Genomic DNA, 24963 nt, shown 5'->3' with positions numbered 1-24963 from the left:
TGAAAAAACATACAATAGTTTCACAAAATCCTATCCAGGAATTTGTAAAACTGTTTATAAAATCACAAAAGACACCGCTTAAACGATGTCTTTTGAAAAATATAAATTAAATTTTAAATTAAGAATCAGCCTCCACCACCTGGATCGACCATCATTCTATAAAATTGTTTTTGATTTTCTAAGTTTTCTACTTTAGCGTAATATTGTTTCGCATCCACTTTACTTGGTGAACTATTTGCTATGGGTAATAACAGGAAAGTAACTACCATCAACGCATATAACTTTTTCACTTGGTTCTCTCCTCCCCTTAATCTCATATTATACTTTCTGCATATTCATTGTATATTCCTTCTGCAAATTTTACATATAAAAAATCGTTATTCGCTTTGAACATATCAATAGACTTTTTTATTAACTGTACATCTTTTTTAGCCATACCCATATAACATGTTTGAAGTGGTGTTAGTTCACCATTTTTCAGCCTTATTTGCTCCAATATGTATATTGCTTGTTGGAATTCCCCTAATTTAATCAAGTATAATGCATATTCTGCAAGATGAAGTTTTTCAAAATCAATTTTGTCTAAATCTTTCCACCAAACTATCCTAATGAAATTAATATCATTTAATGCAATGTTGTATTTCAAACTACTTTTCGCACCATTTAATACATACAATGCTTCTTGGAAGAAATATAAAGCTTTTTTGTAATCGGAAAACATAACATTTTCCCCACTTCTAATATTCAACAAAGCCTCCATAACAGGGAAAAAGTTCAAATCCTTAGATGTTCTTAGTTGTCTATTTTCTCTCTCAAACTCTAAATTTTTATCTTTCCTTAATACTGCATAACTCCAAAGTTCTTTTACCCAAAATCCATATAATTGTTTCAAGTAAACATTAGTCACAAACCTAATATTATCCTCAATCCTAATTTTATAACCTTCCATTAATCCAAAATCGCCCAAATCACATAAAATCAACATACTAAGTATGTCACAAAAAATTTCTATATCGTAATTCTTCTTATTATTTTTAGCTCGTGCCTTTTCAATATTTAAATACACTTCTCTAACATTCTTTCCATTTAAACGCTCAATATATAAATTAAAAACATTTGCTAATCGTTTCATTTCAAGATCATTGTTTTCTTTACACATCTCATAAATCTGTTCCATTAGTGTAGAATGATCGTTTAAATGAGCCAATGCAAACGCTACTTTTAAATTAATATTTAACCTATCATCTAAAGTCTTTAAATACTCTATAATTTTCTGTTCCTGTTTATCTTTATCGTTTGTAAAAACCACATTTGTAATTTTAGAAAAAGTATATACAGATAACTCTTTATCTTTATTAATCCAGTTTGAAACTGTAGATTTGGCAACTCCAATTTCTTTTGCTAAATCTGTATACGTCTTATTTTTAGATGATAAATAATTGTCGATTTCCTTAGATAACTTCTTCATATATTGTCACCTCTTCTCGCTTTAAGAATATTCAGAAATTTACATGTAAGTAAGAAAATTATACCATATTGGGCGAACCTCTGTTTTTCTCAATTGATTTCGTAATATTCCAAAAATTTTAGATATAGACATGTTTAGACATTTAAATTCATATTTTATAGTCAAATATGAACTTATAGTGTTGATATTATTCAAATAGAATTGTAAAATAAAAATAACTTACTCGTATCATTAATTTTCCAGAAAGTAAGCTGGATATAAATAAAAAAAATAAAACCCCACCGCATTGTTTTTAATTGGTTCCCGGTCGCCAAACTAGAATCCAATTAAAAACTCCAAGAGATAGGGGCTTTAATTCACACTATAGGTATATGTGTTTTTCTTTAGTATCAAACTTGATACTAAAATTATACCATAACGTATATCTATTGTGAATATAAAACCTCTGTTTTTCCTGTTTATTTGTGGTGGAAAAATAGGAGGTTTTTTTGTGCTACTAAATAACTTTTTGCTAAGTACAGCAAAACGTGAATTAAGCCCACACCTGGTTCATGTTCCTCAAGGTGCTATCAATAAAACAGTACAAAAAGTAATTAAGGCTATCGATACAATTCTTTTAGATACAGAAGGTAAAACCACTAAAAATTTCTTCATACAAACACCACGCCGCTATAAGGCATTAGAGGTTGTTTTATCTTACCTAGTACAAGAAGGCTACTCTCAAATGAGACAAAATCAAATCAGTGAAAAATCGGGTATTTCTGTGCCGATCATCAACTTTATTCTGAATTGGTTAGAGGACCTTGAAGTATGCCATCAAATCAAAACAAGACGTCATGGTAAGATTGCACCATCTATTTACATATTAAGCCTCAATACCAATTATTTGAAAATCATTGAATATTTTAAGCAAAAATGGGCGTTTTCAATTGATATTTTTTCTACATTTACAAAGTTTCTATCTAAAAGACTTAGTAAAAAACAGGAGAAATCTACAGAACAAGCCGAAAAACCAACTGTGCCTACATGCAAGGGAATAGATATATTGGATTCTGTTGCTCCTACAATTGAAGAAGTAGAAGAAAAACAGCCAATGAATGCCCCTGATTCGGGTGAAAAGTTAGAACTACGCTTCCGCGAAATGGATGAGTTTATGAGCGAAGATCAAAAGAAACTGTATATGTATATCATAAGTAAAGATACAAATATTACTGAAAAAGATGCTTATACAATCGCATTACGTATGCCGCCATGCGTAGATTGGGAAGCAAGAAAAACTTTTGAGGACTGTGTACAGCTGTTTGAAGTAAACAAATCGCAAGTAAGTACACCTGCACATTTCATAACAACATATACAAAACAATTAACTGCAAACAGAAAGCGTAGAGAGCAACAAGCAAAAGAACGCACAACAAATATGGCATTTGGAAAACCAATGAAGAGTCTCATACCATCAATGGATTTATTCAAAAAAATAATTGATCCGAACGCCTAAATCTCTTTTTTCAAAAAAATAATTGTTTTATAGCCTTGTTCAAAAAAATCTCCCCTAACAAGGCTTTTTGTCATGCCATTCTTTATTTTAATAGATTAAACATATTATCAACCTATTATATTTTCGTAAATTAAGGACGTTCTTCACAACAAATCCACTATGAATTTATACTCGAATTGAACCTGCTCTTAAATCAGTAATTAAATAAGAAGAATTTTCTAATCCCTTGTGAGAGTAGGGCTTATTGAGCAAAAATAAATCCTAATATATTTAATCATTTTAATTTTTTTTTAAACAAGATTTATTATAAAAAGTATCCCATATTGGGAACTATATTTTTCTAGATTTTTAAACATAAACCCCCAGATTAAACTAAATACCAAAATAGAACTCTTCTTGTCATTTAATATACAAATCTACGGAACACCGAATATCTGTAGACAGTATAAATACTAATATTCGTGATTTTCACCATAAATATATAGTACAGTGCTTTAAAAACAAACAATCATTTCTGTTCATTAGGAGCATTTCTGTAAAGAGAATAACCTCAGAATTAATTCAGAATAATATGAGATAAATCTACAGAATTAGTTGCGACAACATACTTAAGTTATTCTGAACTTATTCTTATCTTAAACTCATTGATAGAGCTAGGTTCCGCGGAATATTTGGAAACTTAGATTTACCTTGAAGCTCTCCTGGTAAAGGTATCTTGATTCAGCTATGAATCTGATTCCGTTGCCAGGCAGATTTTAAAAAAACTACGTAGGCGGGGCGGCGGCCATTCCCATTCCTCGCATATCGTCCTCATTCAACATCGGCCTATCATTCGCCTTCCACTCATTCCTGCACATCTATATATCCACCTATATCGCAATTCCACGCCCTGTCTAGCCACGTCCATATGTCTCCGCATAGCCCCGCAATGTCCTGGCCCTGGAATCCCACAAGCCCCAAAGAAAACACATCGAACTAGAATCCCCTATTGCTTGTTTGTATGATTTTCGTATATAATTGCGGTACACAATTTTTAGGACAAAGGAGTATATAAACATGACTTGGGAACTTTCTGTTGATGTTTTCCTTTCTGATCTGTTAAAACATGGCCGTAAATCTTCCACCGTTAAACAATACCGCTACGATCTCACACTTTTTACATCATGGATTCAGAAACGCGTCAAATCGCCCCCAGAATCGTTTTTTCGTTCTTTCGATACAAATGTATTAGACGAATACTTAAAAGCTCTTAAAAAGGAACGTGGAGCGTCAATTTCTAACATCAAGCGTGTGCGAGGCATTCTGATTAACTTTTTACAATTTCATGGTGTGGCCCAGGATTTAAAAAGTGATGTCTCCCCACCTGGACTAACTTCTAAACACTTTGCATCGGATCAAGAAATAAAAAAACTATTCCGCGTCATGCTTAGTTATAAAAGATTAACCGACTACCAAGCAACAGGAAGAAAATTTATTCTAGAACGTAATCTTTTATTGATTCATTTCATGTTAGATTACGGACTATCCATCCAGGACATATTCACGCTTTCTATGCATGATGTACACTTTGGGACAAATACGATTACCCCAGGAGGGCTACACGCCCACAAACGATCTATTACCCTTTCAAAAGAGCATGTAAAACTTGCCTTATCTTATTACAACAAGATTCCTAATCTTCTAAGACCACGCCCACAAACGGGCGATCCCTTTTTTGTGGCGTTTGATTTTGCCCCGCAAACATTCCGATGGGACTATGAAAAAGATCAACCCGCCGCTTTAACTCGAATCGCTGTACAACGCATGTTACAAAAAGAAGCAAAACGCGCTGAAATCCATATAACACCTACAATACTACGTAACCGTTTTATATTAAATGCACTACAGAGTGGCATGAAGCCCATTGAAATCAAAGTATTTTTAGGTTTAAAAAGCGTTGAGGCCCTACATAGATATGTTGAATTTTGGAATAAAAATCAACAAAATAACAAATAAAAAAGTACAAAACCTCTTAACAGATTTTGATGCTAAAAACTCAAAACTACCTGCATCAAACATATAAATTACACAATAAATAAAAGAGTCCTAATTTTTAGGACTCTTTTATTTATGAACATTACTATGTGGTGTTTTTCCATCTTCAACGGTAGGTAAATTATCAGTTTCGGCTTTTCGAACATTTTTCCTTATCATTTCCACTTTTTCAAAATAAGAATTTAGCTGTTCCTCTTCTGATGGACCAAAAGTATAAGGTCTATCTAGCATTCTTCTATAAACATCATAGAATTCAGATTCTCCACTTCTAAAAGCATTAAAATTTTTATCAACTTTAAATCCCCTGTGAAAAGCTAATAATATTGCCGTATGACTAGAAATGACTGTTAATAATATTTTTGCATACATATCATCTGATATATATTGCGTCAATATTGGTATAACAATTGATGATGGTATTGTCCAACATAAACAATAATAATGAAAATGCCTATATTTTTCAGCCTGATTTTTCCAAAATATCAAAGTTCCATTTATCCTAGAATAATGTTGAGTCAATAAATTTTTCGCTTCGTCTGAAAAATGAATTGATGTATCAAAAGAATCTCCCCCAGGATGCAGTTGAACTTTCTTTAATATTGCTATAAGAGTTGGAAAAAACGTAATTAAAGCAAACAACAAATAAATAATAAGAGCAATTAACCAAGCATTCACTTTCTCACCTACAATCCTACTAATGAAATATAATTTAAAATAAATTCTTTCTTTTTATATATTATTAATCCGATATTCTTCTTCATACTCCTTTAAAATTTCTTCTAAATACGTGATAAGTTCCCTTAAATCTTTATCTAAGTTGAACAAATAAGCAAACTCTTCCTCTGTTAATAGTTCTTCTTCACCTTCAGGAGAACTTGGTATAGAAATAAAATGAAAATAATTATTTCTTATTGCCCCATCTAAAAATTCTATTACTTTACTATCAACATCTTTATTTACTTGAATACCGATACTTCGAATGGAATCAGATAAGTTTATTAAACTATTTGCAATACTTTCTCCACTACGTTTATTTACCTTATACGCCAGTGAAGACCTCACATAAATATCAAATTGCAACAAAACTACATTAAGTTTGACTAAGATAGATCTCATTTTATCTATCTTATCGGGAATTTTTTCTGCTTTATCAATTTTAGCAGTATTTATAACAGTATCAAGGGCTATAAGATATGCAACCACGCCACCCACAAGGCTACCTACAACACCACTTAATAAACTTTTTAAATCTGCATTCCCAAAGAACACAGATATTATTATTCCTACAACAACCAAAGCAATTAGCAAACAAATATTCTTCCATACACGTTCTTTTTTCTTTATTAATCCATTTATTTGTTTCCCCATAACTACCACTACTTTCGTTTAATTTTTCGCCAACTCCTCAAATTTTCGAATTAATACTATAAAAATAACTTATCTTTCTAAGCTAGTCTTCAGCATACCTATTACTAGATTCTCCATTTCATATAAATTAATTATTCATTTTTCATTCGGCTTTTCAACTCGTATTTATCAAGAATCTCAATTATAAGTTTATCTATATCCTCATTTACAAATGGTTCTAAATACTTATTGTTATTCAAAGAAAACTTAATACCATATAACATTTCAATAACATTAATAATCTTTTGTTCATCTAAATGAAAGAAAGTAAAGTAATAGCGAATAAGGACCCAAAATAAAAAGAAAAAAACTAAAATAATAAATACAGACACAAAATAAGCTGTAGCTTGACCTAAATGAAAACCATTCTGTTGATACATCCAATTATTAAATGCTGTCCAAAGAGGAACTGAAAAAGCTATAAGTATAGTACTAGAGGATTTAAAAATAGTTGATAACTTTTTCTCTTTTTTTCTCTCAAGATACTTTTCAAATCTCTCAATATAGAAATCTAATGCTTGTACATTTTTAGTCTTATTTTTATTAGATTTACTTAAAATCTTTTTATTATATAAAAATTTCTTTAAAAGTAAATATTTAAAGTTATACCATTTATTACCTTCAAATTTAATTTTATACTCCTTTAAAATATATCTTTTAACATACATATGGATAAAAAACAAAGATGTAATACTTAACTCCATTAAAAAAACATAAATCATAAAAATAAAATCAAAAACTTCTTTAAATATCATACATAATATTAAAAAAGTTAGAAACAAACAAATCTGCACTATAGCAAAGCTATATATTCTTTTCCTAACAGCTTCAAACATAAAAAAAACACTCATACCATTCTTACAAAACTCAAGTAATTCTTTTTCAAACAATCCAAAAACCCCTTTTAAATTTAATATATAAATAAAATAATAATTAAACTAAAATATATTTAATCATCTCCCTATTTTAAACACTATTTTAACAAAATTCCTTAGTACCATCTTAAACAGTAAGAAACTAAAACATAATAAAAAGGTCTGCAACACATCGTTGCATGCCTTTTTTATAACGCTACGATGCGTTTCTTACTATTTAACATTAGAATAATTAAAGTAATTAAAGGAGGTACATATATGGACATTGGAAAAAAAATAAAGCATTTAAGATTAATAAATAACATGACACAAGAAGATGTAGCCAGCCAATTATTTATTTCAAGACAAGTTATATCGAAATGGGAACTAGGAAAAAGCCTTCCCGATCTAACCAATTTATTAGCCTTAAGCAACCTATTTAATGTTTCAATTGATTCTTTATTAAAGGAGGATTCAAATTTGCAAAATCAGATAATAAAGCAAAGCAATTATAAAAGATATTTATTAATAGTTTCTCTCTACATGTATTCTTTAATCACTATTGTTGTTATATTTTATTGTCTCATTGCCTTTTTACTTATACCAAAGGACATAAAAACAACAGATCTAAAGGTTATTAATTCCCACTTTTATCAAAAAAGCGATAAAAGAGAAATTCTATATATTTATAGTAAATTAACACCTTTCTTCTCCAATTATTCGGGAGATTATAGCATTGAAACAAAGGATCATGAATTAAACATTCATGCTCATCGAAATTCAATTCCTTTTAGAAATAAAGACGTTTTATTTTCAATCGAAAAAGATATAGCTCACGGGATAGATTGGCAAGAAAAAGATGTTTACATTGTAGACGAAAACAATAACAAAATACTTATATATAACCATAAAAATAAACAACTATATTATCAAACAAAAAATTAAAGTAGGTGATCAAAATTAAAAACATCTATAAATATACTTTTATAATAACTACATTTATTCTTAACATAATTAGTACTTTACTTATTGCAAATACCGGATTTGCACCAAACGTTATAGTATTTTCTATTAGCTTTTTACTTTTCACCATTTTATTTCAATCAATCACAATTCTATTCATTATCTATATGATTAAAAATGATGCATCTAAAAAAATCAAAATAATTTTATACGTTTTTTTAACACTAGATATATTTATCTTTTTATTTTTACTATACATAGCCTATATCGTAATAACTTAAACTCTATAAAAAAAATAACATACTAATAACAAGGGAATGCTTGTAGACTGATCTATACTGCATTCCCTTGTTGTATATATGCTATATTTCTGCTCTTTTTTCCTGATTAGAATCTTACAAAGAATAACAGCTACATTTAATTTTTAAACAAACCGAAAAAACCTTTCCGTTTTTGCTTCTGATTTTGCTTCTGCATATCTCTAATATTTTCAAGCAATAATTGATCTCTTTTTTCTAGCTTCTTCTCTATAAAAATTTCTAGTTCATTATTTTTACTTTCTACTTCCATTAATTTTTTCTCTGTATTAACTAAATGTTCTTTTGTCGTCACTAATTCATTTGTAATTTCCTCTAGTTTTTGAACAAGCGCTTGATTGAATTGATTTTGTAATTTTTGATTTTCTAATACTTCATCCAATTTCTTTTCTAATTCCGATTTTTCTTCTTTTGAAACAAACGAATCAAGTTCCCCATTCCGCCATGCTCTAACCTGATCATAAGACCATTTTTGCATCTGTATTTTTTCTTTAATTGCTATTAATTCTTCTATATTTCCCTTAGAATACCTACGATGCCCTCCCTGGCTTCGCTCCGTTTGTATATTAAATTCGTTAGACCATACTTTTAATAAATCGGGAGTCACCCCTAAACGATCCGCAACAATTTTCGGTGTATGCATTTCCGATTTTAGTTCCAATTTTCATTCCTCCCCCAAAAACGGAATACGTTTTTCATTCATAAAACACTATCAAATCAACATTCCAATCAAAATCGGAATGCACTTATAACTGATATAACGACCGATTTTAAAAACGATTTATTTTCGAAATACATTCCAATTTTAACACTGATAAGTATTACTTCTCGATAATAACATCAAAATCTTTTTTATTTATACAAGATTTTATGCAAAAAAAGAATAGCGGGGATCCTTCGGATCCCCGCTATATCAACCATGTATAAAATCATGCATATCAATTTTACTAGAAAAAAAGAAAGAACCCCATAAAAATAACGGTTCCTTCTTTATACTTGCTACCGATAATGATGCGTTATGTTAACCGAGCATGAATAGAACATTCATCATTTTTTCTCTTGTATTCACTTGTACTAGAATTAAACTAATCTTCAAACCAAAATAACACTTCAATAGGTGCTTTTAAAACTTTTGCAATATCGTAAGCCAATTTTAATGAAGGGTTATATTTTCCGTTTTCGAGATTACCAATTGTTTCTCTTCTAACCCCAACCTTATTAGCTAAATCTTCTTGAGACATATTTAGCTTTATCCTATATTCTTTCATCCGAGTGATCAATGTCATCCTGCATCCCTTTCTTTTCTCTACGTTCAAATATTTCTAAATTAATTACAAAAGTAACTAATGGTATTCCAACTGCAAGTACAACGAATAATCGAATTACATGTATATCTGCAAAAATAACAATACTTAAGATTAATAAAACACCTGATACTAATGCTACGAAAAATGCCTTTGTGGCTGCAATGCGAACATGTAAAATAAAAAGTTCATCTGGTATAACTTTTGCATATAAAAAGAAGGAAAAGAAAGCGAAAAAGTAATATGTAAATGAAGTTTCAGTTTCACCTAAAAATGAAAGAGGACCCAAAAACCCCAAAAATCCAATAAACCCCAAGTAAGCTAGTTTATTTTTCATATAAATTCTCCTTTGTGATATATTTCGCACTTTATGTTATAAATATATCACATAAAGTGCGAAATAAAAAGGAATTGAAACGGTATATCTTTGTTTCAAACCAATACTTTTAACTTCCGCTTTCGATAATTATGTAAACACAAAAGTCCTCCAGTTAAAAAATCCAGAGGACTTTTAATAGTTTTCTAAGTTATCTTCCAAATACACTCAATCCTAAATAAATCAAACTATAACTAATTAAAGCACTTGCAAGCATCAAACCTATTTTTAATAATTTGTCTTTTATATTAGGCTTTACTTCACTTACAGGTTTTCCCTCTATAAAATCAACTATTTGACGATAAGTTTTTAAATTATGCTCTTTTTTTATGTTTTCAACTTGCTGTGATGAAAACATAAGCAAAATGATAAGTACCAAAGGTATTATAAGACCATAATAACCAAAAAAGTAAAATACAGGTGCAATAGAAATAGGAAGTAGAATCATTGATGCTAACATGATGTAACTCCACTTAAAGAAAGTTGATTTTTGAAGTTCTTCTTTCATGATCTTTACATCTCCTTTAACTAAATCATCCAGGGAGACATTAAAGAGAATACTCATCATTAGTAAATTATGAATATCTGGATAGTTCCTTTCATTTTCCCAGTTAGAAATAGATTGTCTGGAAACATGAATTTTTTCTGCTAATTTCTCTTGGGACATATTATCCCGTTTACGAAAATATTGTATTTGTCTACCAATGTTCATCTATACATCTCCCTTAAGTTTGAGGTTAAGTTAAAGGCTAATTAAAGACTACCCAATTTCTTTATAATAACGTGATTCTAAGGTGTAAAAATGTTTTATCATGCTATTTTCCCTTTATTTTTAGGTATAGGTGCTGGATCAACTAATGCAATTGCTAATCAAAATTAAGCAACTGTTTAAAGAATAAACCTCTTTTGGATGGGAAAGGTTTACTTTTACTTCCTACAGGTACAAACATATACCTTGTGAAGAATACATATAAATTAAAACAAAAGTTAACAATATTTTTATAGTTAACATAAATACAATATAAAAAAATAAATCATGATAAAACCTTTAAAATATAAGATTAATAACGATTTTTTATTGTTAACTAATATTAAAAATACCTTCCAATAAAGATAAAAAAATGCTATATTGTTAACAATATAACTAAAGGAGTGAATAGTTAATGAAAATTACTATGATGAATAAGGATTCTGGAAACTCACTTGATATGAACTTAATTGATGGTTTCTATATTGAAACTCCTACAAACGCTGTAGAAATCAGCAAAGATGAAGCTGACTCTCATTTTGTAGCAACCATTACTAATCCTAAAGAATTACTATCTCGCCTACTTATTTCAACAACAATCCCAGGAGAAGACACTGAACGCTTCTTCTTAGTTGGCGACGAAGCTGCAAAACATGCATTAGCTAACAATCATGTCAACAAGCTTCATGATAAAATTACAAGCCCAATCCCTTATGTAATGTTTTTATCAGCTGTTTCTTTCTATCATGCTATTAATGAAACTCGCGAATCGGATGACAATACAGTTGAAATTGAATATTTCCAAACAATGTTACCTATATGGTTACTGAAACGAACAGCTAAATTTAGTGAAGCCCAAAATGCAATGGCGGAACGATTTGCTGGAGAGCATGAAGTTACAATACATACACCAGGAATGGAAAAAACATTAAAAATAACTGTAGAAAAGGCAACTTGTCGTATCGAAGGAGAAATTGCACGTTTAGCTATTAAAAAGAATTTCGAATTAGAAGATCGTGAAGAAGCAAGACAATTCGATAACAACGATACAGTACTTGTTGATATTGGTGGCGGAACGATTGATCTAGTATTATCACCAGCTGGTTTAAAATCACCTAAGAACCGTGATTCAATGCAACCGATAGACAAATTATCTTATCTATCTCATATTGAAAAATTAAGAAAAGAAAAGTTCCTAGAAAAATTCTCTGATTTACGTTCATTTGAAACATTTATAGTAAACAATTTCCAAAAACCAAAAATGGAATTAGTTGATGGAAACACTGGCCAACGTGTAGATTTAACGGATAAAATTCGCTCTTCCTTAAAAGAGTTTGCTAAGTTTCTAATTTTAAAAATACAAGATGTAATGCCTGCACCAGCTGATAAAGTTTATAAATATGTTTATTTCGGTGGTGTTGCCCCAATACTAGAAACTAGCATTCATGAAGTCATAGAAGAAATGTATGGAGCTGAAATCGCTCAAGCAAATCATATTTTCTTACCAGATTCGCGCAAATTAAATTTATATGGTCTTGAAGTAAAAAGTCGCGGCGAAATGCTGCAAAATACAGAGAAATAAGTATAGCCAGAAAGGAGGAGCCGCATTATGGGACGTACTAAAAAGACCGAGAAACAAACAGTCTTTGGGCTTCGAACAGATCACATGAGTGAAGAAGTTTATAATCACCTTGAGCAAAAAGCCCGCTCAAAAAAGCTTGCAACTTATCTTATTGAATTGGTTGAACAAGATTTAGCACAGAAAGAGCCCTTTGATGCAAAAAAAGAACTTCTAAAAGTCTCAAAAAATCAAGAACAAATGATGAACGCCATAAAACAAATTACACAAACAATTTCAGATCTCCAGGTGGCTCCTGTATCTGCTGTCCTTATGCAAAACGAAGAGAATACCCATAGTTCTCTGGCAGACGATTTATTAAAAGACGTAGGTCAAATGGGACAATTAATAACTAATACCAACATTACAGGATCATTAGATGAAGACGATTTAGAAGATCCCGACTTTTAAGAGAAAAACTCTCGCTTTTACTTATTTTATTTAAAGCGAGAGTTTTTTTACTAAAATGAGCGGCTGTTAACAAAAGAAAACGAAGCAAAGGGCCCTTACCGCGCTATAAAATCAAATCATCTAAATAAAAAAGCAAATTTACAAACCCGAACTAGTTCGAACGAGAAATGAGCGATTATATACAACCAAAAAATACAAATAAAAATCGCTCACTTGTCGCTCTTAAAGATATTAATTTTAAAAATACAACGCTCTAATTAATATCAACATGAACCAAGCAATAACGGTTATTGCAAAAGATTTTAGTAAGAAAATGATTGTTTGGGCGACACCCGCCCAAGAGAAAATTTCATTTAAAACCGCTCATCAGTAGCTCATATCCTTTAGGATTTTATAAAACAAATTCAAATACAAAAAAGAATTAAACGCACAAGTTCTTCGAAAGCATAATTTAAAAATGCTTTACCTTTCTTTAAGTCTGAGGGCCTCCTTCACTGCTTCCAAAGCATCTACTCTTCCATGTCCAAACCATGGACTCCATGTCCCATCAGAATCTCCAATATCTTTAAAATCTCCTTTGTTAAAAGGAGCAATAGGTGATACATCCCATGATGTATCAGGATCAAAGTTTGCTGGTGGAGTCCGAGGATATCCTTCAAAATTCAAATCCTTTGAAGCTGTACTTTTTAAAATTGAAATAACTTCAAAGGCTGTTAAATCCGGATTAGCTGAAATCGTTAGCGCTGCAATACCAGCTACAAGTGGTGTCGCACTTGAAGTACCACCAAATATATTAGTTACACCTTCTGAAGAACCTGTTGTTGTCGTAACACCCAATCTTTCCCCTTTTAAAGGCATGATGCGCCAGTATGTATGGCTGTTGCTACTAGGAGCACATATAGAAACTCCTGTACCATAATTTGAATAGTGACTTCGTTGTGCTGTACTGGATAAAGCTGCTACATACATTACTCCTGGAATCCCTACAAGGTTATGCTCAAACTTGTCAGTCCTTTCTACCCCTTCCCAGATTGGAGGTAGGGGACGCCTTCTAACTTTCCATCCATCAGTATAAGGAACTTCTATTGAAGCATTGTGCTGAATAGGACAATTCTCATTCCCAGCGGCCCATAAAAATACAATTCCTTTACCACGCCGGCCACCATTTTGAGCTAATTCGGTAATTTTATTTATTATGTGAAATGGCCAATTTCTTATAGGGCTACGTCCCCAAGAATTGGACAAAACGTCTATCTTATCTGCCACATAGTCCAGAGCATCCCACAAAGCATCATCATCAATCATTAAAAACTGACCATCCGCCGGCCACTTAATTGGTAGCAATCGACACCCTGGCGCGCCACCAACCGTTAACTTTGCGTCTACTTCGGCTGCACTAACTCCTGCACATGATGTTCCATGATTATTCCCCTGTTCATACATGTTGCTTTGATTAGCTCCTATATCTTGATTGGTAATTAAATCTGATCCTTCAAAATAGCCCCAACCAGCAAATTTATCTTGCGAGTCAAAATCCGGATGATTTAGCATACACCCATCATCTGTTATACCTATAACCACATCTGAACTTCCGAAATTATCTAACAGTTCCCAAGCCTCTTCACATCGCGTGGATGCTCTTGAATCAAATTCAGGATCTCGACTCCGAGTATGCAAATGCCATTGCAATAAATAGGAAGAATCATGTAGTGGTGGTTCTATCTGATATTTACTCATACGATTGCTAAGGGAGTGTTCAGCTATTTCTACGAGAGGTTCCTGTTCTGTCAGCTTTATAACTAATTTAACTGGATTCATACCTGTATGATCAGTAAGTTGAAAAAGATAATCTCGTTGACTATAAGCTTTCAATAAAAATAGCCCATAACGTCCAGCAAAAGCACCAACTTCTTCATTAGAAATTGGTTCTCTAAACGTGACAAATATACGATCAGTAATAAGAAATTCTTGATTTGTATCACCAATATAATAGGCATGATGAGTTGGCGCAATATTTCTAGCTCTACTCATTAATGTTTCTAAATCTTTTTGGCGAGTGGTTACGCGAGATGAAAAAGCTGAAACTTGCTTAGCATCTGTAATTCCCATAGTTTTCTCTAATTCATCTGGTAGCGCACGAACTACAAATTGATCTGGATTTTTTCTAAGAATAATTTTCTCACCGGCTCGGTAAGTATAAACTTCTTGGTTTTCTGACATGTTTTTTTACCTCCTACTATTTCCTACTTAACTTTCTTAAAAACTGGTTAAAGCACTCTTTGAAGGCTGATTACACCTACGATATTATTATTTGAAATAACTTTTGTTATTATGTGATTATATTCAATAATGAAATCAAACCTTTACCAATCAAACATAATGAAGATCCAAAATCTGTTCATACACCTGTTTTGGGGCAAATGCATATCGAAACAAATCAAGAAATAACGAATCCTGGCGAATCTCATGATTAAGAAGAAAATGAACTATGTATTTTTTTATATAAATTAAACGATAATAAATATGCATAATACAATCAGAAAGAGTTATCTTCTTGAAATCCATAAAGAGTATAAAAAATACTTATAAAGACTTGATTAAACAAGAAATACAATTCAAAATTGAAATTGAACGACCTTTGAGCGAGGGGAGATAAATATATGAATGACGCCAGACCACAAGAGCGCGCTTATTGGACACATGAAGTGTCTGAAAAACTACACATATCTGATAGTACATTAAAGCGTTGGGCAAATGAACTAGAAATGAGTGGTTATAAATTTGCAAAAGGCGCGAATGATAGTCGCGCATTTACCGCCCATGATATCCAGGCGCTAGAAAAATACAGATATATGACTAAAAAACAAAAAGTAAAAAAAGAAGAGGCCGCAACAGCTGTTGTAGAAGAGTTTAAAGAAAATTCGAGCGGCTGGGCGACCCCCGATCATCAAGAGAATGAATTAAATTTAACCACATCACAAGTCGCTCAAACACTAGAAATTTTCATGAGACAACTTCAAGAGCAAGAAAAAACGAATCAACAAATCCTTCAAGAGTTACAATCTGCAAATGAGTTAAATAAAACGCTATTATTGCAATATGAGCAATTAAAACGAGATTTTGATGAAATGCGTGAATCACAAAAACTTATAGCATCCACTCAAGAACAAAAACAAGGATTCTGGTCTAGGCTCTTTTCAAAAAATAAAGACGTATGATGTAATTTTCATCATACGTCTTTATTCTTGTTCTACTGATTCTTTAGAAGGTTCTATCCCTAATCTATTTAATGTTGCCACCAACAAAAGTATTTGTTTTTCAAATCCATTATTTAATGTAATGTCAGTAATACGAATAACTCTCCACCCATTTGTTTTCATGTATTTATCTCGTTTGCGGTCTCGTTTAATTCCTTCTGGTGTTCGATGAAAAGGCCCATCAATTTCTACGTCTATTTTCAAACCATTTAGAGAAAAAAACGCAAAATCTAACTTAAAACGTTTATTGGGCACCTTATATTGTACAGTAGGATAATAACCTTTAAAGCGTAATGCATCATATACTCGCTTTTCTAATTTGTTAGAGCATTTCACCCGTTGTGAATCATTATTAGGATTATAAGTAGATGATGGAGTGAGAATTTGTGCTAAAAGAAAAAATATAATTGTGCAACCCAATACAACGAATAAACCTGTCATCTTTTTACACTCCAATAAAAAGTTTTGAGTTAATGCTCAAAACGTAATATACCCAAACCCTTTCTATATATCCTTTTCCAATCACATATCTTATACAAATAAAATAAAACAGTCTTTTTTTGTGTTCTTTAGATACAGATTAAGTTGAATTTTTTGGGAAAGTGCTTTGCAAAGATTTGTTGTATGATGCGTAAGTCAAATCTTTGCATTGTATGTATACCTCATTCCAAGTGAAATTATTAATAAATCGTTCGTGTAAATACTCTATGAATCTCGTTCTCTTGTATTTTACTTAAATCTAAGTTGAATTGAATTGTATATGAATTTAACTTCCTGTCCATAATTGTAAATAAAAAATTAAGGACAGGAGAGTGAGCTAAATGTTTTTCCGCAAAAATAGGACTAAATTAAAAAAATGGTTAGATCGGCAAGGAATTGAACAACAGGAACTAGCCAAAAAGTCAAAAATTTCTGTTCAAACCATCAGTAAAGCCTGTAGAGATACAGATTATATCCCCAAACCTGAAATCATGAAAAAACTATTAAATACTATTAGAAAAATTGACCCTCAGGCCAAAATCAATGACTTTTGGGACATGTAAAAAGCACAAGAAACAGTATCTTGTGCTTTCATAAGTGTACTTTAACTGAACCTATTTGAACCGAAATGTCTTTAGGTTGCTGTACTTGTGTAAGAAAATGCTGAATAGAGGACGCTTGAAAAATACGGAAATTAGAACTAGAAATTGAATATTTGAGGTCAGTAAGGATTAAAAGTGAGGGAAATACCATATTATGTTTCAGTTGCCAGGATTCTTTTTTCCATTCCATGCTACGAAAATACGATTCATAACGTTTTATTTTCGTTTGGATCGTAGCCTTATTATAAATGGAGTTCTGGACTTCTATAAAAAATGGACTTTTACGCCAAATGGTAAATATGTCGGGTTCCATATAACCTTTCTTATACTTAGGTTCTACTTGAAATATCCTTGGTCTTTCGGTTCGTAATAACTGCTTATATACATCTACAATTGCTAAAAAATGACGTATCTTTTGACTTCCTTTACGAATGGTATTTGGATAAGGAAAATACACGTATGGACGTTGTGATGTATCTACATCAATGTATCCTTCGCGGCTTAACCGCTTTGTAACAGTATTACAGCATGTTACCGCATTTTTTACATTTCTAAAATGGAGATCAATAATATCATCACGTGACATACATCTAAATTGCTGTAAATGGCCTATAATTTGCTTATCTCTATTGGTTAGCATCATCTAACACCCCAAAGATTTTATCTTCTTGATGATCTGATTCTTCCTTCTTTATACTTTGCTCTTTAGATAAACGATACGGTTCTATTATTTCTTTTGCCTGGTCCAATGCCAAATAAGGAGCCTGCACCTTTTTTAAACCATCTAATTTTAAAATCATTTGACCCGATTGACCTAAATTTTCTGATCCAGGTGTCCCCACAATGTTACTGTTAATTAAATCCGCACATTTAAAGCCCATTCTTACCGTCAAATTAAGCTTTAACTTACCATCAAGTATTTTTGCATCTGGACGTTGCATACTTAGCATGAGAAAGATACCAAGTGATCTGCCGACAGCTGATATTTTTTCTATTGTAGTGACACATTCCTTTTCGTCCTGTAGCATTGCTACTTCATCAATGGCAATAAAAATATATGGTAAAGGTTTATCTTTTATTATTTGATTGTATTCATCAATATGACCTAGCTCATATTCTTCCATTAACTTTCTTCTATGCAATACCTCTTTCCATAATTTTGATAACATGTTCGTCATTTCGTGTTCTTCCATACAAACATACTTCACGTGCTTCACTCTTCTTAAAAAATGAAACTCTGAATTTTTTAAGTCCCCCAGGTACAAATGTAAATGCTCTGGTGACATATGTTGGATTAATGTGGCTAAAATTACGCGCACCATACTACTTTTTCCACTTCCTGTTTCTCCCGCAATCAGTAAATGAGGTGTATTTGAATCAACCATATCATACACAATTGTATTTCCGAATTGGTCCCGCCCTACTACCACAGGAAGACGGTATTGTTTCAATACTGGTTGCCATTGTTTATAACTGTAATCGTAAGGCTGTAAACTTGCATTAGAATGAAATACATAGAGTACGAACTTTTTAATATTACCTTCCATCATAAGATTTTCACCTAGTATTTGCTGAAAACAAAACCATTTCTTATGAATTTGAGCTGGATCAACACCGTTTGGCAATGTGAAAGTGTACCGTACACTTGCATTCCCTTCGAAAACATCGTGAATCTTAGGATAAATGGGGACCTTTCCACTTCGTGTAATGTGCTCATCGTATAGCTTTGCTTTCTTAAATACTTCTTCTAACTGGTATTTATATTTTTTCTTTTTTAACCATCCCTTCATTGGTCACCCTCCTTACAACATGAGTAAAATGCGAATAAATACATAACCAATGAACCCAATTCCTCCAATTCTTACACCGTAATACAGACCATTAGAAAGGAAATTGGATGCAAAAACATAATCATTTCGCACTAAGTATTTCTCTAACAAAACAGCTCCAATTGTAAGTCCGCCTACTATTCCCAGAGCTACATACGTATGAACAAGCGGTGAAGACATATGAAAAAATGCGAACGGACTTATAGGGCCAATACTATATATTTTTGTTTGCTTTTTCTTCTTATAAGATTGGTCCATAAAGGCTTGAAAAGAAATTGTTTCTGTTCGATTCAGCATGTTTTTCCTCCTAAAAAAAGAATATCGTTAACAAATTTGGTATCCAGTACACTACAAAGCATATACAATCTAACACTATACGAGAGGTATTCTTAATGAGTTCAAATGTCTCAACAGGTACATTTGTTATGAAAGTCGCAAGTTCATCTGGTAACTTTCGTATTTCTTGTGCTGTACTGTCTAATGGCTCTGTCAAATACTAATTAATCCACCTATATAAGAAATCTGTTGTATCCGTTGTACTCATTGCATTTTGATTAAGCGCATCCCACACATACTTTCGTTTGTTAAACGACCACATCATTCTGTAATTTCTTTCACACTTTGAAATTGCGGACCAGGTATGTTGTTCCACCCTCTTGCCGGATCATCCCTCAAATAATATTTGATTATCAATAATCTCATAAGAATTATTCATTGTTCTCCCTCCTTTTTCTTATTCCGTTCCGCCTACTATAAACAAAACTCAAAATCCCCTAAAAACATGTGCTAATTGAGGAATTCTTTTGATAGTGATACCATGATAGTTTCTTTGGTTATAAGGTTGATATCTACTTTGGTAATTGCTTTGGTAAAGAATATGTATCACTGATTGTCTGATATGCAATTTCAAACCTTGTCTTGCAAATAAACCTTGCTATCGTCCCAAATTCATAAACTTTAATGATACAATAAAAGAGGAATTTTAAATTAATTCAGAAAATAGAGGAGGAAACAACTATGTCACTTTTACAGCAACATTTTGAAGAAAGAAGAGAATACATTTTCAATCGTCTTAAACAACCAGAATACATGGAAAGCAGCATAGAAAAAGTTCGCCAAGCTCAAAAAGAGATCAAAAATACAGTGCGAACGATCAAAGATTTGTTACTCTTGGATAAAACAACTGACCCTTGTTTACCAGAAGTCGCTCAATTTTCTCTTCAACACATTATAAATTCCGAGTCGTTTGAGAATGTCAAAAACCTTGTTCCATCCTCTATGAGAAAGTTAAGTGAAGAAGAACGCGCAAAAGTGTTAGATGAAACATTAAGCGTAGCAAACCAAGTCATGAATTTAGAGCGTACTGTTTTTATCATGATGTTTAATGCAAAAGAGAAAATCCTTATGGATTCTTATAAGAAAAAGCGTAGATCACAAACAGAACTTCATTATGATGTTGCTGACAAAGAAGGGTTCGACAAAGCGTTCTATGAAGGACGTATTGAGTCATTACGAAATGACATTCGTGTAGTATCTTTCAAAAAGCTATGTGAAAATGAACCCGCACCAGAGGATTTAGAACTATTCAAACAACGTTATGAAACAATTATTTTACCAAAGGTACAAGAGATTGTTTCCCTAATTGAACCAAGTTTAATAGATGTAGAAGTATTTTTAAATCCAGTAATCGAGTATGGTGTAGGAGAAATCACTTTAGATGAAATGATTCAAAAACTACACAAAAACCTTTCTTTATTTCACGAATTATCAAAGATTGAATATTGCCCAACGGTTGAATTAACAGTAAAAGAATATGTATTCTTAGAAGCTATGAACCGTTCCAAAAAAGGAGAGGAGTTGCAACCATCTAAATGATGCATACACAAGAAAAATTTTATGAGAAGTTAATAGAAGAGAAGAAAGAAGTAACGATTTTTCTAATAAATGGTGTTAGAGTACCTGGAAAAATTATCGCTGTTGATAAATTTTCGGTACTAGTTCTAAGCAATGGAAAGCAACAGTTCCTTTATAAACAAGCAATTTCAACTGTTTCTTTATAAAACATTAAAATCTTATATTTATAACATTTTTATCCTTTTTAAGGTATCTCACTTCAAAAATTCCCATACATAATGAAATCTTAGATATAAGAGTTATTTTTTCCTTTAGGGCAAGGCTGGTTTCAGCCTTGTTTTTTGTTTGCAATTTTTTCGAGATTCTATGTATAAAGGAGTTTAAAGAAAAAGGTGGATATGAGATTACTACATGACATGATTGAAGATCAAAAAAAAGAATTGAGCTATCTTGTAAAAAAATATGGATTTAGCCATAAAAAAGTAATTGATTTTAGTCAAAAATTAGACCTTTTAATTTATGAAGCAATGGGAAAATATCGATTAGATCAAAAAATGAGGGTAAAAAAAGAATCCTTAATTCAATAAAGGCTTCCTAACAGGAAGATAAGAGACAGATATAGAAATAAAAAGAATTAATTATATTGTAATTCAAAAATATGAAAAGACATATTGAGAAAAAACATAAGATTGAATTTTCTAACTTAACAACTTCTGTTGCTGTTTATTGTATTAAGTGACCATCTAGTTTAAAAAGCAATTTTCTTAATTAACCTCGTATTATGTATAAGAGTATATTCCCAATTTAAATTTAAAATAGCAATACTAATTTTGTCACACAAGATGCCAAAGATTATGAATTACTTAATTACATCAAATAAAGAAAAACAGCTACTCCAATTATCGGAATAACTGTTATTCTTTATTCATTTTCCCAAAATAAATCTGTGATTTCTACAAGGGTTGATCCACCATAGCTATAATCACCAATTGAATATGGATCATAGTAAAAGTGTGGCGTTCTGCTGTACTGAACAAGTTCATCAGGAGAATCTATCAAACCTATTTTTAATACTTGGTTTAATACTTCCTCATTATTATTTGAAGGAGAGTCCGGTAAATAATAAATTGCAGTTCCCAAATTCCTGTAACTGTAATAAGTCGAGAGCCCCCAAATACGGGTTAGTAATACTGAAGTTCCTTCATCCATACTTCTGCCGAGTAAATAATCAATACTAATCTTCTCCCTGGGTACTTCCAACCACTCCTTTTCAATAATTTCTCGGGCTTCTTTCGTAAGTATGTCTGCAATGGAAATCAAATTCTCAAGTCTTGGATTTTTTACACCCAATTCCCAATTTTTCACCATTTGATTAGAAACACCAAGTGCTTCCCCAAGGGATTTTTGGGTGAATCCTAATAGTTTTCTTGATAATTTTAAATTTTTCATACACCTATTATAATAGGAATTTTCATAAAAGTAACCCTATGGTTACTTTTATGTTGGAACCCTTCAATAAATATGATACGATAAAAAAGTAACCTCAAGGGTTACCTTAACTGTTGTTAGTAACAGAAAAAATTTTATTATCATTATATAACCCTTTAAGAATGAGAGGAGATTTACCCTTATGATATTTACTAAAGTATTTCAGCATTTAGATGAATTTTGTAAAAATGATACTTCCCAAAGTGCTCTTTTCAATTTCGAATATAATAGTGGTCTTTTCACAGGTATCTATTTACCTATTCCAAGAAGTATCTTAATTACTTGTAAGAATACAAATGCTAGCTGGGTTCTTGAAAGTAACGAAAATGATAACGTAAACATTTATATTCCTAAAGATATTTTTCAACAAGTAAAAGATTACGTTTGTACAATTGATAAAAAAGGTGATTCCAAAACATACCCATTTTTTGAAGAATTACAAAAACATCTTTTAAACTTATCTTTAAATATTTTCAAAGAAGCCCCTACTGATTTATTACTCAAAAACGCAAGAACCGCAAAAACAAATGATACAAAATACGACGAAAAAGGAAAAGGTGATAGAGTATACTTCGATCACTGGCGAAGAAATAAAGTACGTAATGTTAGTAATTTGAACCTCCAGAAAACCCGTAGATGGTTCGGTAAAGAAATATATGATTACTGTAAAAAATTTAATATCACTTCCGTATGGCAACCCGAACCTTCTAAAAATATTAAACAACATTTGTTATTCTTTGATACTACAGAGGCGAAAGTCCAACTTAAAGATAAACGAATGACTTGCCCCAAGTGTTCTAAAGTTTTAATTATTAAAACAAACAGCCTTTCTAAAGGGCAGTTCATAGGTTGCACAGGTTATCCCTCTTGTAGGCATACCGAAAATGCTGATTAAAATACAAAAAGACATACTAAAAGTATGTTTTTTGTATTTAGTATAATATTATCCAGTTTTTATTAATAGTTTTGTAATTCCTCATCTATAGACCTATCAAATGCTCCATACACCTTTAAACATAGAGCGATAACCATATCAAAAGGTGTACCTTTTGAAACAAAAAGATCACTTCTAATATTCAGGTTATAAAAAACAGAAATTTTAAAATAAAATCATTAGAAACCTAAGTTGCTTTATCTTCATATTTTTATAAATTTTTAATACAATAGATATATTGTACATTTTATTCAATTTCTTGAAAGGAGAGATAGTCATGTAAGCGGGTTCACTCACTTAATATTAACAAAATGAAATTACGCTTAGAAAGAAGGGAATATATGTCTGGTAAAGATGTGTGGCGATGGTTGTTACCTAAATTTAGTAATGAAATATTAGTTCAAATCTACACAAAACAAAAAATTACATTTAATGGTATCCGAACTAATAAAATTAAGGATATCCTTAATAAAACAAATAGAAATATGCTTATTTCAAACTTGTTTGAACCAAAGAATTATTCAAAATTAATATCCTGGTCCAAAGGAATCCAGCCAAATCTACTAGAGGGATTATCGTTGGTAGATAAAGAGCTAAACGAACTAGTAAATGTTGCAGAGCACAGTAATGCGGCTACGGTATTTGCGAAACTATTTTTTGAAGGCCAAGAAAAAAAGGCAGTTCAATTGTATGCATTTTTACAAGACGAACAGAGCGAATTATTAAATCTTCCGAATGAATCCATTACACTTAAATCAGGGAACACTGAATCGGACGATAAAAAAACGATGACAAAACAAAAATCAGTTTCTAACGAAAAAACAAAAGAGGAAATCACAACCTCTAAAAAAGATCAAAAGAAGATACAACAACTTGAACAAAAAGTAGAAAATTTGAAGAAGGAGTTGGAAAAACGCCATGAAAATCACAAGAAGAAAGTAGAAGAGTTGATAGAAAACAATAAGAAAACCACTGAAAAACTAAATGAAAAAACCAGATTGTATAGTGAGTTATTAAAAGAAAAAGAAATAATGACTAACGAGTACACGGAGGGATCAGGTAAATGGAATAAAGAAAAAGACGAGTACGAAGAAAAAATAAAAACTTTGCAAGGTGAATTAAATCATTTACATGCAAAACAAATGAACGAAAAACAACTAAAAGAAGTAACAAAAGAAGGTTCTGTTAACAAAACAATGACTCAAATTAAAGCAACTTTGAATCCAACAAATAAAACTCGAATTCTTGTAATTGGAAAACCTCCATTTACACAACTATTTCAAAATGAAAGAATCGAATTTGATTTTGTAGAATCAGATGATGTCCATAAGTATCCATTTACAATAGACTATAAAGATTATTGGATTTTATCATACGAACTCAATCATCAAAACCAGTTGCTATTGAATACAAACGATTCGTATTCACAGCTAGACAAGAAAAAAATCAAAATTTGTAAAGATTTCAGCGAAGTAAGAGAGTTATTGAGCCAATATAATGGAAAAAGAGAGAGGGTTATGTAGC

The 24963-nt window shown here is 31.4% G+C and carries 28 protein-coding genes; 12 read left to right on the top strand and 16 right to left on the bottom strand.

What is annotated here, in order from left to right; translation table 11 throughout:
• Positions 1–125: 125 nt before the first annotated feature.
• Positions 126–290, bottom strand: coding sequence for a hypothetical protein (locus ACQVV1_RS26650; RefSeq protein WP_180231943.1), 165 nt, complete (start codon positions 288–290; stop codon positions 126–128).
• Positions 291–313: 23 nt separating this feature from the next.
• Positions 314–1468 carry an AimR family lysis-lysogeny pheromone receptor gene (locus ACQVV1_RS26645; protein WP_431169765.1) on the bottom strand — a complete coding sequence of 385 codons (1155 nt, stop codon included), beginning with the start codon at positions 1466–1468 and terminating at the stop codon, positions 314–316.
• A 490-nt stretch (positions 1469–1958) separates the two neighbouring features.
• Between ACQVV1_RS26645 and ACQVV1_RS26640 the strand changes: the two genes are divergently transcribed.
• Together ACQVV1_RS26640 and ACQVV1_RS26635 are read left to right on the top strand one after the other, a co-directional pair.
• A complete protein-coding gene (locus ACQVV1_RS26640) occupies positions 1959–2963 on the top strand; it encodes a Replicase RepFR55 (RefSeq protein WP_431169764.1) in 1005 nt (334 codons plus the stop codon).
• 1056 nt (positions 2964–4019) lie between these two features.
• On the top strand, positions 4020–4958 hold the full coding sequence (locus ACQVV1_RS26635; protein WP_431169763.1) for a tyrosine-type recombinase/integrase: 939 nt from the start codon (positions 4020–4022) through the stop codon (positions 4956–4958).
• A 108-nt stretch (positions 4959–5066) separates the two neighbouring features.
• On the opposite strand, the gene ACQVV1_RS26630 is transcribed toward ACQVV1_RS26635, so the two are convergent.
• From ACQVV1_RS26630 to ACQVV1_RS26620, 3 genes are all read right to left on the bottom strand, one after another.
• The gene (locus tag ACQVV1_RS26630) at positions 5067–5672 is read right to left on the bottom strand and encodes a hypothetical protein (protein WP_431169762.1); all 606 of its coding nucleotides are present in this window, start codon (positions 5670–5672) and stop codon (positions 5067–5069) included.
• A 54-nt stretch (positions 5673–5726) separates the two neighbouring features.
• Complete coding sequence (locus tag ACQVV1_RS26625; RefSeq protein ID WP_431169761.1) at positions 5727–6365, bottom strand: hypothetical protein; 639 nt, start codon at positions 6363–6365, stop codon at positions 5727–5729.
• Between the two features lie 131 nt (positions 6366–6496).
• A complete protein-coding gene (locus tag ACQVV1_RS26620) occupies positions 6497–7294 on the bottom strand; it encodes a hypothetical protein (RefSeq protein WP_431169760.1) in 798 nt (265 codons plus the stop codon).
• 243 nt (positions 7295–7537) lie between these two features.
• Between ACQVV1_RS26620 and ACQVV1_RS26615 the strand changes: the two genes are divergently transcribed.
• A complete protein-coding gene (locus ACQVV1_RS26615) occupies positions 7538–8203 on the top strand; it encodes a helix-turn-helix domain-containing protein (protein ID WP_431169758.1) in 666 nt (221 codons plus the stop codon).
• 435 nt (positions 8204–8638) lie between these two features.
• Here the strand turns inward: ACQVV1_RS26615 and ACQVV1_RS26610 are convergent, their stop codons facing one another.
• The 4 genes from ACQVV1_RS26610 to ACQVV1_RS26595 form a co-directional block, all read right to left on the bottom strand.
• A complete protein-coding gene (locus tag ACQVV1_RS26610; RefSeq protein WP_431169757.1) occupies positions 8639–9199 on the bottom strand; it encodes a MerR family transcriptional regulator in 561 nt (186 codons plus the stop codon).
• Between the two features lie 424 nt (positions 9200–9623).
• Positions 9624–9824 (bottom strand): helix-turn-helix transcriptional regulator, encoded by a 201-nt coding sequence (locus ACQVV1_RS26605; protein WP_431169755.1) that lies wholly within the window; start codon positions 9822–9824, stop codon positions 9624–9626.
• The gene (locus tag ACQVV1_RS26600; protein WP_431169754.1) at positions 9793–10179 is read right to left on the bottom strand and encodes a DUF3796 domain-containing protein; all 387 of its coding nucleotides are present in this window, start codon (positions 10177–10179) and stop codon (positions 9793–9795) included. Before ACQVV1_RS26600 ends, ACQVV1_RS26605 begins: the two co-directional genes overlap by 32 nt.
• 190 nt (positions 10180–10369) lie before the next feature.
• The gene (locus ACQVV1_RS26595) at positions 10370–10930 is read right to left on the bottom strand and encodes a helix-turn-helix domain-containing protein (protein ID WP_431169752.1); all 561 of its coding nucleotides are present in this window, start codon (positions 10928–10930) and stop codon (positions 10370–10372) included.
• Positions 10931–11381: 451 nt separating this feature from the next.
• Between ACQVV1_RS26595 and ACQVV1_RS26590 the strand changes: the two genes are divergently transcribed.
• Positions 11382–12548, top strand: coding sequence for an Alp7A family actin-like protein (locus tag ACQVV1_RS26590; RefSeq protein ID WP_431169751.1), 1167 nt, complete (start codon positions 11382–11384; stop codon positions 12546–12548).
• Between the two features lie 27 nt (positions 12549–12575).
• Complete coding sequence (locus tag ACQVV1_RS26585; protein ID WP_431169750.1) at positions 12576–12995, top strand: hypothetical protein; 420 nt, start codon at positions 12576–12578, stop codon at positions 12993–12995.
• Positions 12996–13457: 462 nt separating this feature from the next.
• Here the strand turns inward: ACQVV1_RS26585 and ACQVV1_RS26580 are convergent, their stop codons facing one another.
• Positions 13458–15215, bottom strand: a complete 1758-nt coding sequence (locus tag ACQVV1_RS26580; protein WP_431169749.1) for a S8 family serine peptidase — start codon at positions 15213–15215, stop codon at positions 13458–13460.
• A 440-nt stretch (positions 15216–15655) separates the two neighbouring features.
• Between ACQVV1_RS26580 and ACQVV1_RS26575 the strand changes: the two genes are divergently transcribed.
• Positions 15656–16213: a MerR family transcriptional regulator gene (locus ACQVV1_RS26575; protein ID WP_431169748.1), complete on the top strand. Its 558-nt coding sequence runs from the start codon at positions 15656–15658 to the stop codon at positions 16211–16213.
• Positions 16214–16234: 21 nt separating this feature from the next.
• Here ACQVV1_RS26575 and ACQVV1_RS26570 read toward each other — a convergent pair whose 3' ends face one another.
• On the bottom strand, positions 16235–16693 hold the full coding sequence (locus ACQVV1_RS26570) for an endonuclease domain-containing protein (protein WP_431169747.1): 459 nt from the start codon (positions 16691–16693) through the stop codon (positions 16235–16237).
• A 380-nt stretch (positions 16694–17073) separates the two neighbouring features.
• Here ACQVV1_RS26570 and ACQVV1_RS26565 point away from each other — a divergent pair, with 380 nt between their 5' ends.
• Entirely contained in the window at positions 17074–17295 is a 222-nt protein-coding gene (locus tag ACQVV1_RS26565; RefSeq protein ID WP_431169746.1) for a helix-turn-helix domain-containing protein, read from the top strand.
• Positions 17296–17323: 28 nt separating this feature from the next.
• Here ACQVV1_RS26565 and ACQVV1_RS26560 read toward each other — a convergent pair whose 3' ends face one another.
• The 4 genes from ACQVV1_RS26560 to ACQVV1_RS26545 are packed head-to-tail and all read right to left on the bottom strand — an operon-like array spanning position 17324 to position 19656.
• A complete protein-coding gene (locus ACQVV1_RS26560) occupies positions 17324–17977 on the bottom strand; it encodes a replication-relaxation family protein (protein WP_431169745.1) in 654 nt (217 codons plus the stop codon).
• Positions 17961–19124, bottom strand: a complete 1164-nt coding sequence (locus tag ACQVV1_RS26555) for an FtsK/SpoIIIE domain-containing protein (RefSeq protein ID WP_431169744.1) — start codon at positions 19122–19124, stop codon at positions 17961–17963. Before ACQVV1_RS26555 ends, ACQVV1_RS26560 begins: the two co-directional genes overlap by 17 nt.
• 12 nt (positions 19125–19136) lie before the next feature.
• Positions 19137–19460: a hypothetical protein gene (locus ACQVV1_RS26550; protein WP_064474364.1), complete on the bottom strand. Its 324-nt coding sequence runs from the start codon at positions 19458–19460 to the stop codon at positions 19137–19139.
• A gap of 10 nt (positions 19461–19470) precedes the next feature.
• Complete coding sequence (locus tag ACQVV1_RS26545; protein WP_431169743.1) at positions 19471–19656, bottom strand: hypothetical protein; 186 nt, start codon at positions 19654–19656, stop codon at positions 19471–19473.
• 524 nt (positions 19657–20180) lie between these two features.
• On the opposite strand from ACQVV1_RS26545, the gene ACQVV1_RS26540 reads away from it, so the two are divergent.
• The 3 genes from ACQVV1_RS26540 (at position 20181) to ACQVV1_RS26530 (ending at position 21604) form a co-directional block, all read left to right on the top strand.
• Positions 20181–21038: a hypothetical protein gene (locus tag ACQVV1_RS26540; protein ID WP_431169742.1), complete on the top strand. Its 858-nt coding sequence runs from the start codon at positions 20181–20183 to the stop codon at positions 21036–21038.
• Entirely contained in the window at positions 21038–21223 is a 186-nt protein-coding gene (gene hfq, locus ACQVV1_RS26535) for an RNA chaperone Hfq (protein WP_086404307.1), read from the top strand. The genes ACQVV1_RS26540 and hfq overlap by 1 nt, the downstream gene beginning before the upstream one ends.
• 186 nt (positions 21224–21409) lie before the next feature.
• Positions 21410–21604, top strand: a complete 195-nt coding sequence (locus ACQVV1_RS26530; protein ID WP_431169741.1) for an aspartyl-phosphate phosphatase Spo0E family protein — start codon at positions 21410–21412, stop codon at positions 21602–21604.
• A gap of 334 nt (positions 21605–21938) precedes the next feature.
• Here ACQVV1_RS26530 and ACQVV1_RS26525 read toward each other — a convergent pair whose 3' ends face one another.
• On the bottom strand, positions 21939–22466 hold the full coding sequence (locus ACQVV1_RS26525) for a helix-turn-helix domain-containing protein (RefSeq protein WP_252196064.1): 528 nt from the start codon (positions 22464–22466) through the stop codon (positions 21939–21941).
• 181 nt (positions 22467–22647) lie between these two features.
• Between ACQVV1_RS26525 and ACQVV1_RS26520 the strand changes: the two genes are divergently transcribed.
• Both ACQVV1_RS26520 and ACQVV1_RS26515 read left to right on the top strand, forming a co-directional pair.
• Positions 22648–23400 (top strand): DUF6037 family protein, encoded by a 753-nt coding sequence (locus tag ACQVV1_RS26520; protein ID WP_367762939.1) that lies wholly within the window; start codon positions 22648–22650, stop codon positions 23398–23400.
• 380 nt (positions 23401–23780) lie between these two features.
• Positions 23781–24962, top strand: coding sequence for a hypothetical protein (locus ACQVV1_RS26515; RefSeq protein WP_431169740.1), 1182 nt, complete (start codon positions 23781–23783; stop codon positions 24960–24962).
• Position 24963: the final 1 nt, after the last annotated feature.

Source organism: Bacillus basilensis (genome assembly GCF_050630465.1).
In the GTDB taxonomy this organism is placed as follows: domain Bacteria; phylum Bacillota; class Bacilli; order Bacillales; family Bacillaceae_G; genus Bacillus_A; species Bacillus_A basilensis.
The sequence above is the reverse complement of the archived record's forward strand: the minus strand, read 5'-3'. Positions and strand labels throughout refer to the sequence as shown.